Consider the following 11,781-nt stretch of genomic DNA (forward strand, 5'->3'; position numbering starts at 1 on the left):
TTCGGGTGCCGCTGCAAAGCGACGAAGGAGCCAGCAGCGGCACCCGAAAACCGAGACCAAGGGCGCCGAAAACCCGCCGAAGCGAAGCGAAGGCCAAAAACACAGCGGGATCCTCACCGACGACCCCAACCATCATCTCCAGACCGACGGCGCACTACTCCCCGGACCGGCCGCGATCATCGCGGGACCGACCTTCGACGAATGGCTGGACGCCCACTATCCGGCGTAATCGCTAGCAATCCGGCGAACGGCTCGCAACTCACCTACCGATCTTGGTACCCGCTACCCGCTACTCTGACGACATGGCTTACCTGGTCACTGGCGCAACCGGGTGCATCGGGCGATATCTCGTTCCGGAATTGCTGAAACATAGCGACGAGGTCTACGTGCTGGTGCGCCCCGGTGCAGATTCGGCGTATCGCTTCGACCGGTGCACCCGGGAGTGGGGCGGCGGGGAGCGGGTCCGCCCCGTGCGCGGCGACCTCGGCGCGCCGGGCCTCGGCATCGACCCGGCCTGGCTCACGGCACAGCGCGGTGGCATCGACCACGTCTTCCACCTGGCCGCCGGTCCGGACGCCACGGTCCCGCGCGGCACGGGCAATGTGGTCGATGTGGCCGAGCGCCTGGAAGCCGAAGTCCTACATCATGTTTCGACAGTAGAGGTGGCCGGGGCGGCGGAGGGCCCGTTCACCGAGGGCATGTTCGACATCGGCCAGGCATTGCGCACCCCGCGGCAGCGGGCCGCGTTCGAGTCCGAGCGCCTGGTGCGGGAGCAGGCGCGGGTGCCGTGGCGCATCTACCGCCCGTCGATCGTGCTGGGCCACTCCCGCACCGGCGAGATCGACCGTGCCGCCGGGCCGTACTACTTCTTCCGGCTGCTGCGTATGGCCACGCAGTTGCCTCGGATCCTGCCCCTGCTGGTGCCCAAGCTGGGCGAAACCAACATGGTGCCGGTCGATTTCGTCACCCGCGCGCTGGACCACATCGCGCACCGCCCGGCCGCGTCCGGAACCACCTTCCACCTGGTCGACCCGCGTCGGCAGAGCGTCGCCGACGTGCTCAACCTGTTCGCCGATCAGGCCGGGGTGCCGCACCTGATGGAGGTGATGCCCAAGCAGACCCTCGACACGATGATGCGGCTGCCGGGCGTCGCCTGGGCGCTGCCGCGGCTCGGGGTCCCCCGAGAAGTGCTGGAACACAGCGAGTTCGGCTGCTGGTTCGACCACCGCAACACCACCGCGGCGCTGACCGGCACCGACATCCGGGTCCCGCCGCTGGCCGGCTACGCCCCGATCATCTGGAAGTACTGGATCGAGAACTGGATGTGAGCTCCGCCGCGGCGTATTCGTAATCCACCCAGCGGTTCCGGTTGGTCCAGCCGACCAGGTCGTAGCGCCACCGGAACGGCCAGGTCCGCGCCACCGTCATGAACAGCACCGCCGCCAGGGGCGCGAAGTCGTCGTGTGCGGAGAGCAGCGCGCGCTGGCGGCGCGGCGAGGCGGTGAAGAACGCGTCGAACATGGCGATGGATTGCGCCGTGGTCAGCCGCCCCAGGCCGTACACCCCGCGCATCCGCATCCAGTACACCAGCCGCGCGCGCCGAGACCACAGTGCCGCAACCGGATCCGTGCCGGTTCGCAGCGCGTCGATCGCGGTGTCCGCCAGCGCCAGCGAATCGGCCACGCTGTAGCCGGTGCACGGATGCATCATCCCGCCCCGGGAGCCGAACGGAATCGCCCCGCCCGCACCGCGTTTCGGCGGCGGCTGGTCCAGCGGGTAGTGCGCCGCCTCGCTCGGTTCGTCTCCACGCAGCCGGATGCCATGGGCGGCAAGCCGATTGAGCGTGCGGCGGCGCAGTTCGCGCTGTGGCATCCCGCCGCGCAGGCCCAGGCTGGTCTCCTCGAAGATCACCCTGCCGTCGCCGAGGGGCACGGCGTACAGGAACGACGGCGGCTCGTCCGGACCGGCCCCGTTCTCGTCGCGCCAGTCCAGCAGCAGCCCTCGACCGTCGCTCACCATCGGCGCGGCCCGGTCGGCATCGACGAAGATGCCGTGCGCGCTCGCGGTCCGGCGAGTGCCGGGGGAGGGCAGGCCCCGGGCATCGAACACCGCCGCCGCCCTGACGGCGGTCCCGTCGCTCAACTCCACCCGATGCGCGTCCACGCTGGTGGTGCGCCCGGCCAGCACGGTCGCCGCGTCCAGCGAAAGTGCGTCGCGCAGTCCCTGTTTCGACAGCACGCAATACGGCCGCTCGATGCGATGCTCGGCCTTCGTCCACACCACCGGGGCCTCGATACGCTGCGCGATCGCGCTGTCCGGCACCCATTCCGGCAGTTCGTCCGCCCAGCAGGAGAAGGTCGGCGGCCACAACCGATCGGGTCGTGGATCCACCGCCACCACGGTCAGCCCGGCCCGCATCGCCCGATGCGCCAGCGCCCGCCCGGTCGGCCCGAGACCGACCACGCACACATCCGCGTCCGGGACAGACCGAGCACCCATGAGCCTCATTCAATCAGCAATGCCGCGGGCGTCCCAGCGACCGCGAGCGGCATCACTACTTGGGCGTAACCCACGTCGTGATTTCCGCGTGCACCACCTCGACACCCTTCTTGTCGTAGATGGAGACGGGGACCACCACGTCCTGTCCCTCGGTGAGCGCGGCGAAGTCCGGAATCTCCGCCAACCGCGCGACGGCGCGCAGGCCGGACTCCGCTTTGGTCAGGTACTGCACGTTCATGGCCTTGGGGATCCAGCGGTGCGTCGTCGGCACCGTGGCCTCGCTGAGCATGCCCATCGCCACCTCGGCGAGGTTGCACGCGGCGATGGCGTGGAAGGTGCCCAGATGGTTGTGGATGCCGAACCACTTCGGCGCGGTGACCTCGCACAATCCGGGTTCCAGCCGCGTCACGCTCGGCACCACGGTCCCGAAGTACGGCACCCGGGCGACCATGCCCAGGGAGAACAGCGCGTGCCCGAGCCGATTGTCGGGCAGCTTCTTCCAGCCGCGATACGTGGCGGTCTCGTTCGTCATGCCGCTACCTTACTCTCGAGTAAGATAGTGGCGCGAGTGGCCGTGTACTGTGGCGCAGGGGCGGGGGTGACGCTGGTAGCGGGGTTGCCGACGTCACAGGGACCCCGATTTGAAGTCGCCCCGACGGCTCATGCATACTGTTCGGGTTGCCTGCATCGGGTGGCGTATGTCCTGCGGATATTCAGTCCGGTCGATGTTGGGCGAGCAGTACCCACTCTGTATCCCGTCGAGTCCGGCGCGGATACGTCCGGGACGACGTTCCGAGGCCAAGGGAAGAGATTTTGCCCAGGGCCGAGGAATGAGCAGACGGGCGACACGCCCGACCGCGTGGACCGGAAGAACCATGACAGATGAACAGCGGCGAGGGATCGGGTCGAAGCCCCGGTCGGGTCTGGACGGATTGCGTCAGCTGTGATTTCTCAGGTTCGGGCATGCAATGAGGGTGCTTCGGAAGGCGACTTCCGCAAGCGGCCTCCACACCGAAAAGCGAAAGCTAAGCGGAGAAAAGGACACTCAGCGTGGCGGGACAAAAGATCCGCATCAGGCTCAAGGCCTACGACCATGAGGCGATCGATGCGTCTGCGCGCAAGATCGTCGAGACGGTGACCCGCACCGGTGCCCGTGTGGTCGGGCCGGTGCCGTTGCCGACCGAGAAGAACGTGTACTGCGTCATCCGTTCGCCGCACAAGTACAAGGACTCGCGCGAACACTTCGAGATGCGCACCCACAAGCGGCTGATCGACATCCTCGACCCGACGCCGAAGACGGTCGACGCGCTTATGCGCATCGATCTGCCGGCCAGCGTCGACGTCAACATTCAGTGACGGGGACTGTAGATATGACTGACAACAAGAACCGGCCGGCTACCGGCATCCTGGGCACCAAGCTCGGCATGACCCAGGTCTTCGACGAGAAGAACCGCGTCGTTCCCGTGACCGTCATCAAGGCCGGCCCGAACGTCGTGACCCAGATCCGCACCGAGGAGCGCGACGGCTACTCCGCCGTGCAGGTGGCCTTCGGCGCGATCGACCCGCGCAAGGTGAGCAAGCCCGTCGCCGGGCAGTTCGCCAAGGCCGGCGTGACGCCGCGCCGCCACGTCGCCGAGATCCGCGTCGCCGACGCCTCGGGCTTCGAGGTCGGCCAGGAGCTGTCCGCCGAGGTGTTCGAAGAGGGCGCGTTCGTCGACGTCACCGGCACCAGCAAGGGCAAGGGCTACGCGGGCACCATGAAGCGCCACGGCTTCCGCGGCCAGGGCGCCTCGCACGGTGCGCAGGCCGTGCACCGCCGGCCGGGTTCCATCGGCGGTTGTGCCACCCCCGGCCGCGTGTTCAAGGGCATGCGGATGTCGGGCCGGATGGGTAACGACCGCGTCACCACGCAGAACCTCTCGGTCCACAAGGTGGACGCCGAGAACGGTCTGCTGCTGATCAAGGGCGCGATCCCGGGTCGCAAGGGCGGCATCGTGATCGTGAAGAGCGCTGCGAAGGGTGGTGCCCGGGCATGAGTGACGCGAACGAAGGCGGCAGCCTGCGTAACCACGAAGTGAGCCGGGAATGCCCGCGGAGGACACAGCCATGAGCACCGAGACCAAGACCAACCTCACGCTGCCGGTGAAAGAGCCGGGTGGCAAGACCAACGGCACCGTCGACCTCCCCGCGGAGATCTTCGACGTGACCGCCAATATCGCGCTGATGCACCAGGTCGTCGTGGCCCAGGAGGCCGCCGCGCGCCAGGGCACGCACTCCACCAAGACTCGCGGCGAGGTCCGCGGCGGTGGCAAGAAGCCGTACCGCCAGAAGGGCACCGGCCGCGCCCGCCAGGGTTCCACCCGCGCGCCGCAGTTCACCGGTGGTGGCACCGTGCACGGCCCGCAGCCGCGCGACTACTCGCAGCGCCTGCCGAAGAAGATGAAGGCCGCCGCCCTGCGTGGCGCCCTGTCGGACCGCGCGCGCAGTGAGCGGATCCACGTCATCACCGAACTGGTCGCCGGGCAGGCGCCGTCGACCAAGAGCGCCAAGAGCTTCCTGGCCGAGTTGACCGACCGCAAGAAGCTGCTGGTCGTGGTGGGCCGCGAGGACCTCGCCGCGTGGAAGAGCGTGGCGAACCTGGAGTACGTGCACCCGATCGCGCCGGACCAGCTCAACACCCGCGACGTGCTGAACAGCGACGACATCGTGTTCAGCGTCGAGGCCCTGAACGCCTTCGTGCACGGGCCGGCCGAGGCTGCACAGGAGGACAGCAAGTGACCACCATCGCCGATCCCCGCGACATCCTGCTCGCGCCGGTCATCTCCGAGAAGTCCTACGGGCTGATCGAGGAAGGCACCTACACCTTCCTGGTGCGCCCGGACGCGAACAAGACGCAGATCAAGATCGCCGTGGAGAAGGTCTTCGGCGTGAAGGTGACCAGCGTCAACACCGCCAACCGTCAGGGCAAGCGTAAGCGGACCCGCTTCGGTTACGGCCAGCGCAAGAGCACCAAGCGCGCGCTCGTGACCCTCTCGGCCGACAGCAAGCCCATCGAGATCTTCGGAGGCCCGGTCGCGTAAGCGGCGGGGATTCCAGAAAGCAGAGAAGAACTCATGGCAATCCGTAAGTACAAGCCGACTACGCCGGGCCGCCGCGGCTCCAGCGTCTCGGACTTCGCCGAGATCACCCGGTCGACCCCCGAGAAGTCGCTGCTGCGCCCGCTGAGCAAGTCCGGCGGCCGCAACGCGCACGGCCGGATCACCACCCGGCACCGTGGTGGCGGGCACAAGCGTGCCTACCGCATCATCGATTTCCGTCGTCTGGACAAGGACGGCATCCCGGCCAAGGTCGCGCACATCGAGTACGACCCGAACCGGACCGCGAACATCGCCCTGCTGCACTACGCGGACGGCGAGAAGCGCTACATCCTCGCGCCCAAGAACGTCACCCAGGGCACGAAGATCGAGTCCGGCGCCGGCGCCGACATCAAGCCGGGCAACAACCTGCCGCTGCGCTCGATCCCGACCGGTACCACCATCCACGCGGTGGAGCTGCGTCCGGGCGGTGGCGCCAAGATGGCCCGTGCCGCCGGCATGAGCATCCAGCTGCTGGGTAAGGAAGGCGCCTATGCCGTCCTGCGTATGCCCTCCGGCGAGATCCGCCGCGTCGACGTGCGCTGCCGCGCCACCGTCGGCGAGGTCGGCAACGCCGAGCAGTCGAACATCAACTGGGGCAAGGCCGGCCGCATGCGCTGGAAGGGCCGTCGCCCCACGGTTCGTGGTGTCGTGATGAACCCCGTGGACCACCCGCACGGTGGTGGTGAGGGCAAGACCTCCGGTGGTCGCCACCCGGTCAGCCCGTGGGGTCAGCCCGAGGGCCGCACCCGTAAACCCAACCGTCCGAGCGACAAGCTCATCGTCCGCCGTCGCGGCAAGAAGCGCTAAGAGGAGGTTAAGACATGCCACGCAGCCTGAAGAAGGGCCCGTTCGTCGACGAACACCTCCTCAAGAAGGTGGACGTCCAGAACGAGAAGAACACCAAGCAGGTCATCAAGACCTGGTCGCGTCGTTCGACCATCATCCCCGATTTCATCGGCCACACCTTCGCCGTCCACGACGGCCGCAAGCACGTGCCGGTGTTCGTGTCGGAGAACATGGTCGGGCACAAGCTCGGTGAGTTCGCGCCGACCAGGACCTTCAAGAGCCACGTCAAGGAAGATCGGAAGAGCAAGCGGCGATGAGCGAATCGAGCACAGCAACGGTTCAGAACCCGACCGCGCGCGCGACCGCCAAGTTCGTCCGCGTGACGCCGATGAAGGCCCGCCGGGTCGTGGACCTGGTCCGCGGCAAGCGGGTCGAGGATGCGCTGAACATCCTCCGGTTCGCCCCGCAGGCCGCGAGCGAACCGGTCGCCAAGGTCGTGGCCAGTGCCGCGGCGAACGCCGAGAACAACCTCGGCCTGAATCCGGACACCCTGGTCATCTCGACGGCGTATGTCGACGAGGGCGCGACCATGAAGCGCTTCCAGCCGCGTGCCCAGGGCCGTGCGTTCCGCATCCGCAAGCGCACCAGCCACATCACCATCGAGGTCGAGAGCGTCGCCGGCGCCGCCCCGGCTCGTAGCCGCCGGAAGGGAGGGGCTAAGTAAATGGGACAGAAAATCAATCCCCATGGCTTCCGCCTCGGTATCACCACCGATTGGAAGTCCCGCTGGTACGCCGACAAGCAGTACAAGGACTACGTCAAGGAAGACGTCGCGATCCGCAAGCTCCTGTCCACGGGCATGGAGCGGGCCGGCATCTCCAAGGTCGAGATCGAGCGCACTCGTGATCGCGTTCGGGTGGACATCCACACCGCGCGTCCGGGCATCGTGATCGGCCGGCGTGGCGCCGAGGCCGACCGCATCCGCGCCGAGCTGGAGAAGCTCACCAAGAAGCAGGTGCAGCTGAACATCCTCGAGGTCAAGAACCCCGAGTCGGATGCGCAGCTCGTCGCCCAGGGTGTGGCCGAGCAGCTGTCGAACCGTGTGGCGTTCCGTCGCGCGATGCGCAAGGCCATCCAGTCGGCCATGCGTTCGCCGAACGTCAAGGGCATCCGCGTGCAGTGCTCGGGCCGCCTCGGTGGCGCCGAGATGTCGCGCTCGGAGTTCTACCGCGAGGGTCGGGTGCCGCTGCACACGCTGCGCGCCGACATCGATTACGGCCTGTACGAAGCCAAGACCACCTTCGGCCGCATCGGCGTGAAGGTCTGGATCTACAAGGGCGACATCGTCGGCGGCAAGCGCGAGGTCACCGCGGCCGAGCCGGGCCGCAACGAGCGTCCGCGTCGTGAGCGGCCGAGCCGTCCGCGGCGGTCCGGTTCCTCCGGCACCACCGCGACCAGCACCGAGGCCGGGCGTGCCGGTGCCGCGACTGCGGTGGCGGAGCCGGCCGAGGCCGCATCTTCGAAGGAGGGCTGACCAATGCTGATGCCTCGCAAGGTCAAGCACCGCAAGCAGCACCACCCCAAGCGTTCCGGCATGGCCAAGGGCGGCACCTCGGTGGCGTTCGGTGACTACGGCATCCAGGCGCTGGAGCCGGCGTACGTCACCAACCGCCAGATCGAGTCGGCGCGTATCGCGATGAACCGGCACATCAAGCGTGGCGGCAAGGTGTGGATCAACATCTACCCGGACCGCCCGCTGACCAAGAAGCCCGCCGAGACCCGCATGGGTTCCGGTAAGGGTTCGCCGGAGTGGTGGGTCGCGAACGTGAAGCCCGGCCGGGTCATGTTCGAAATGTCGTACCCGAACGAGGAGACCGCTCGTGAGGCCCTGCGCCGCGCGATGCACAAGCTCCCGATGAAGTGCAGGATCGTGACCCGGGAGGAGCAGTTCTGATGGCTACCGCCAATCCGGCCGCAGAGCTCCGCGAGCTCGACGACGACGCGCTGGTCGCGAAACTGCGTGAGTCCAAGGAAGAGCTGTTCAACCTGCGCTTCCAGATGGCGACCGGTCAGTTGCAGAACAACCGGCGCCTGCGTGTGGTCCGCCACGAGATCGCGCGCATCTACACGGTCATGCGCGAGCGCGAGCTCGGCCTGGCCTCCGGTCCTGAAGGCAAGGGAGACGCGGCATGAGTGACGCCAAGGGCCCGGCCAAGACGCCGGCCAAGCAGGAGGAGCGTGGCTCGCGCAAGGTGCGCATCGGCTACGTCGTCTCCGACAAGATGACCAAGACCATCGTGGTCGAGCTGGAGGATCGCGTGAAGCACAAGCTTTACGGCAAGATCATCCGCACCACCTCGAAGGTGAAGGCACACGACGAGGACGAGATCGCCGGCATCGGCGACCGCGTCCAGCTGATGGAAACCCGCCCCCTGTCCGCCACCAAGCGCTGGCGCCTGGTGGAGGTCCTGGAGAAGGCCAAGTAACCTTCCCCGAGCTGAGTCGAAACACGAAGGCCCGCTTCCCTTTTCGGGAGGCGGGCCTTCGCCGTTCCCTGGGCACCCGCCGGCATCGCCTGGCCTGAGTACTTGACGTACTTGACGTACTTGATGGCAGAGGGGACGATGAGACGGAACGGAGGAGCGATGTCGACAGTGCACTACGACAGCTATACCGAGGCTCGGGCTCATCTGAAGGATCTGCTGGACGCTGCCGGACAGGGCTTGGTGGCGACCGTGCGCCGGGACGACGAGCGCGCCGCGGTGGTCGACGCCGAACGGCTGCGGTACGCGCTGGCGCGGCTGTGTCCGTCGAATGCGGAGGTTGTCGGAGAGAACGGCGGGTGGTCGGTCTTCCTGCCGGGTCTTCCGATCGCGGCCGACGGCGCCACCTTCGACGAGGCGATCGATGAGATGACCGACGCACTCCGGGAGTACGCCGAGGACTGGCAGGATCGCCTCCGAACGGCGGCCAACCATCGGGAGAACTGGGGGCTGGTTCAGCTGATCGGGCTGAGCGACGATGCGCAACTGCGTGATTGGCTGCTGGGAACGACGCCATGACCTGGCCGGAGCCGACCCGGGAGAAGTACGAGCGGTTCTGCACGACCGAGGAGTGGGACCGGGTGCGAGATGCGCGCGGCCGCACCGGAACTCACCATGTGACATACGAATTGAGCCTCCCCGACGGCCGGATCCTGCGCACGCGCATCTCCCACCCGGTCGATCGCACCGGATACGGCCCGGCAATCTGGTCGCACATCCTTCGGGATCAGTTGCATGTCGATCACGAAGTGTTCTGGCGTTGTGTCCTGGAAGGAATTCCGCCGGATCGCGGCGCGCCGCGATCGCGGCCTGCCGCACTGCCCGCCGATCTGGTTCACATGCTCATCCATCGGGTCGGGCTCGCCGACGACGTGGTCGCTGCGATGACCAAGGAGGAAGCGGTGGACAGGATGTCGCGGTTTTGGACTGAAGGCGGCTGACGCCCGCGGTGTGAAACGCTCGATAGGCAGGCCCGCGAGCAAGCCGGGTGTGCGGGCGGATTATTCTCCGTGTGGCTGCGATTCTCGTGGGGCCGTGTGGTGGATTTCCGAGCCGCCTGCGGTTTCCCGTGAGGCGTGGCCGAAAGGTATAGGCCCGCTTTCTTTGTTGTGCTCGAACCGCGTGGAGCAGTAGCGGGATTCCGTCGAGTCGAATACGATCCGCGCGGAACCAACCGTCCGTTGGAGGAACAATTGACCACCCCGAGCACGCAACAACGCGAGACCGGGGGAACCGGAGGTCGGCGAACGGTACCCCTGTCGCAGCTGATCTACCTCTTGGCAGACCACGACAAACTCGGCGAGCACCGCCAGACGTTCCTGCTCGCGCCGATGAGTGGCGACGCGGTGGTGCGCGGTTGCGCCCTCGTGGCGAGCGGATTGGTCGCCGTGGGCGGTCTGTGCGCGGCCGCGGGGTCGTGGGTCGGATGCGGTGCGGTCGGCGGGCTGGCCCTGGTTCCGGCCGCGATCGCGGTGCTGCGCCGGCGGCGTAATCGTAAGAACCGCAAGGCCCGCCTGGATCTGTTCGACCACGGCATGACGGTGTATCGCGGCGCCGAGGACATCGTGGCTTTCCGCTGGGACACCGTCGAGGTGCGCCAGCAGGTTATTCCGTTTCACAATGCCGCCACCGTGACGACCGACTATTCGTTCACGCTGACCGGACCGGGCCCCAGCACAGCGACTTTCGACGAGAATGTGTTCGAAGGCGCCCGCGAATGGGGCCCCGCTATCCAAACCGCCGTGACCGCAACCCAATTGCCGAGGGTGGTCACCGCGATCGATAGCGAGGAGACGGTGCTGTTCGGCGACATCGCCGTGAACCTGAACGAGCTTGCGCACGCGGGGAAGTCGTATCCGTGGGAGCACATTCAGCGTATCGAGGCGCAACACGGCCTGGTGTGCATCAAGGTCGACGGGCAGTGGATTTCGCTGGAGCCGGTGGAATCCATACCCAACTTCTATATCTTCAACGAGGTGGCCGAACGGCTGCGGCTGGCGGCACTGGAAGAGGCGAACGCCGCGGCCGCCGAGAACCGTGCACCGGTGCCCGGCGGCACGATCGCGCGCCCGGCCGTCACTCTGCTCGGTGGCGCCGTCACGCCGACGATCCGGCCCGAGCCGAGCCGCGGTGTACCCGTGCAGCAGGGTGAAACGGTCGGGGCGCTGGGCGCCGCGAGCGATTCCGCCGAGCGGCGCTCCTGACGGCTATCGCATGACCGGCAGTACCCGGGCCTGCGATCGGCCGGTGGCTGCCTCGATGAAGTCGACCGGATCCGCCACCGCGGCAAGGATTTCGGCGGTCCGGCGCAGACCGGCCGGTGGCGCTGGTGCGCCGCCGACGGCGTCGATCAGGTCGAGTAGGTGCACGGTCGCCTCGACCGTGGTGGTGTCCGCGAGGGCACGGAAGCTGACCGTGCCGAGGATCGGGTGGGTGAGCGCCGCATCCGGTGGGGCCGCGCGGAACTCGGCGATCATGGCGGGGCCGAATTCGGCGAAGTAGCGCACCAGCGTCTCGGCGCCGATCGCCGCCGCCTGTTGGGCCGCTCCGGCGACGTCCTCGGCGAGAGTGTGTGCGGGCCCGCCGGGTTCGTTGAAGTGGCGCAGCCATTGCGAACCGCTGGTCACCGCGGGCGCTTGCACACGTTCCCCGCGCAGGAAGTCCAGCACCTGGTGGTCGGGAGCCATGTGCGCCACGAGATCCTGCACGGTCCACCCGGGAAGCCGAGTGGGCGTGGCCCATTCCTCGGGTGTCAGGGCGGCGACCCGTTCGCCCCAGGTCCGCGACAGCTGCTCCAGGACTGTGATCTCCATATG

Annotated in this window: 18 protein-coding genes and 1 pseudogene; 16 read left to right on the forward strand and 3 right to left on the reverse strand. The window is 67.6% G+C overall.

Translation table 11 applies throughout. The features are described 5' to 3' along the window. Together QH470_RS01600 and QH470_RS01605 are read left to right on the forward strand one after the other, a co-directional pair. Nucleotides 1-229: pseudogene (locus QH470_RS01600) on the forward strand (hypothetical protein); the annotation flags it as partial. Nucleotides 230-302: 73 nt separating this feature from the next. After that, complete coding sequence (locus QH470_RS01605) at nt 303-1,328, forward strand: SDR family oxidoreductase (RefSeq protein ID WP_280270433.1); 1,026 nt, start codon at nt 303-305, stop codon at nt 1,326-1,328. On the opposite strand, the gene QH470_RS01610 is transcribed toward QH470_RS01605, so the two are convergent. Then, nucleotides 1,294-2,499 carry a lycopene cyclase family protein gene (locus QH470_RS01610; protein ID WP_280270434.1) on the reverse strand — a complete coding sequence of 402 codons (1,206 nt, stop codon included), beginning with the start codon at nt 2,497-2,499 and terminating at the stop codon, nt 1,294-1,296. The genes QH470_RS01605 and QH470_RS01610 overlap by 35 nt on opposite strands. 55 nt (nt 2,500-2,554) lie before the next feature. Next, nucleotides 2,555-3,031: a hotdog fold domain-containing protein gene (locus QH470_RS01615; protein ID WP_280270435.1), complete on the reverse strand. Its 477-nt coding sequence runs from the start codon at nt 3,029-3,031 to the stop codon at nt 2,555-2,557. A gap of 518 nt (nt 3,032-3,549) precedes the next feature. Here QH470_RS01615 and rpsJ point away from each other — a divergent pair. The 14 genes from rpsJ to QH470_RS01685 all read left to right on the forward strand — a co-directional run bounded on the left by rpsJ (nt 3,550) and on the right by QH470_RS01685 (nt 11,169). Beyond that, a complete protein-coding gene (rpsJ, locus tag QH470_RS01620; RefSeq protein ID WP_003938093.1) occupies nt 3,550-3,855 on the forward strand; it encodes a 30S ribosomal protein S10 in 306 nt (101 codons plus the stop codon). Nucleotides 3,856-3,869: 14 nt separating this feature from the next. Further along, nucleotides 3,870-4,535, forward strand: coding sequence for a 50S ribosomal protein L3 (gene rplC, locus QH470_RS01625; protein WP_280270436.1), 666 nt, complete (start codon nt 3,870-3,872; stop codon nt 4,533-4,535). A 70-nt stretch (nt 4,536-4,605) separates the two neighbouring features. Beyond that, nucleotides 4,606-5,277 (forward strand): 50S ribosomal protein L4, encoded by a 672-nt coding sequence (gene rplD / locus QH470_RS01630; RefSeq protein ID WP_280270437.1) that lies wholly within the window; start codon nt 4,606-4,608, stop codon nt 5,275-5,277. Next, nucleotides 5,274-5,579 carry a 50S ribosomal protein L23 gene (rplW, locus tag QH470_RS01635; RefSeq protein ID WP_187686665.1) on the forward strand — a complete coding sequence of 102 codons (306 nt, stop codon included), beginning with the start codon at nt 5,274-5,276 and terminating at the stop codon, nt 5,577-5,579. Before rplD ends, rplW begins: the two co-directional genes overlap by 4 nt. Nucleotides 5,580-5,612: 33 nt before the next feature. Further along, nucleotides 5,613-6,443, forward strand: a complete 831-nt coding sequence (gene rplB, locus QH470_RS01640) for a 50S ribosomal protein L2 (RefSeq protein WP_187686666.1) — start codon at nt 5,613-5,615, stop codon at nt 6,441-6,443. Between the two features lie 14 nt (nt 6,444-6,457). After that, nucleotides 6,458-6,739, forward strand: a complete 282-nt coding sequence (gene rpsS, locus QH470_RS01645; protein ID WP_024800475.1) for a 30S ribosomal protein S19 — start codon at nt 6,458-6,460, stop codon at nt 6,737-6,739. Then, entirely contained in the window at nt 6,736-7,146 is a 411-nt protein-coding gene (gene rplV, locus QH470_RS01650) for a 50S ribosomal protein L22 (RefSeq protein WP_280270438.1), read from the forward strand. The genes rpsS and rplV overlap by 4 nt, the downstream gene beginning before the upstream one ends. Next, a complete protein-coding gene (rpsC, locus tag QH470_RS01655; RefSeq protein ID WP_280270439.1) occupies nt 7,147-7,956 on the forward strand; it encodes a 30S ribosomal protein S3 in 810 nt (269 codons plus the stop codon). It abuts the gene before it with no gap. Nucleotides 7,957-7,959: 3 nt separating this feature from the next. Beyond that, nucleotides 7,960-8,376, forward strand: a complete 417-nt coding sequence (gene rplP / locus QH470_RS01660) for a 50S ribosomal protein L16 (RefSeq protein WP_187686669.1) — start codon at nt 7,960-7,962, stop codon at nt 8,374-8,376. Continuing rightward, nucleotides 8,376-8,615, forward strand: coding sequence for a 50S ribosomal protein L29 (rpmC, locus tag QH470_RS01665; RefSeq protein WP_280270440.1), 240 nt, complete (start codon nt 8,376-8,378; stop codon nt 8,613-8,615). Before rplP ends, rpmC begins: the two co-directional genes overlap by 1 nt. Then, complete coding sequence (rpsQ, locus tag QH470_RS01670; RefSeq protein ID WP_280270441.1) at nt 8,612-8,908, forward strand: 30S ribosomal protein S17; 297 nt, start codon at nt 8,612-8,614, stop codon at nt 8,906-8,908. Before rpmC ends, rpsQ begins: the two co-directional genes overlap by 4 nt. 159 nt (nt 8,909-9,067) lie before the next feature. Beyond that, nucleotides 9,068-9,484 carry a type II toxin-antitoxin system HicB family antitoxin gene (locus QH470_RS01675; protein ID WP_280270442.1) on the forward strand — a complete coding sequence of 139 codons (417 nt, stop codon included), beginning with the start codon at nt 9,068-9,070 and terminating at the stop codon, nt 9,482-9,484. Next, nucleotides 9,481-9,906, forward strand: coding sequence for a cytotoxic translational repressor of toxin-antitoxin stability system (locus tag QH470_RS01680; protein ID WP_280270443.1), 426 nt, complete (start codon nt 9,481-9,483; stop codon nt 9,904-9,906). Before QH470_RS01675 ends, QH470_RS01680 begins: the two co-directional genes overlap by 4 nt. A 336-nt stretch (nt 9,907-10,242) precedes the next feature. Next, complete coding sequence (locus QH470_RS01685; protein ID WP_280270444.1) at nt 10,243-11,169, forward strand: DUF6585 family protein; 927 nt, start codon at nt 10,243-10,245, stop codon at nt 11,167-11,169. Between the two features lie 3 nt (nt 11,170-11,172). Here QH470_RS01685 and QH470_RS01690 read toward each other — a convergent pair whose 3' ends face one another. Next, nucleotides 11,173-11,778, reverse strand: a complete 606-nt coding sequence (locus QH470_RS01690; protein ID WP_280270445.1) for a maleylpyruvate isomerase N-terminal domain-containing protein — start codon at nt 11,776-11,778, stop codon at nt 11,173-11,175. Between the last annotated feature and the right edge of the window lie 3 nt (nt 11,779-11,781).

The sequence above is a fragment of the Nocardia wallacei genome (assembly GCF_029868745.1).
Taxonomy (GTDB): domain Bacteria; phylum Actinomycetota; class Actinomycetes; order Mycobacteriales; family Mycobacteriaceae; genus Nocardia; species Nocardia wallacei_B.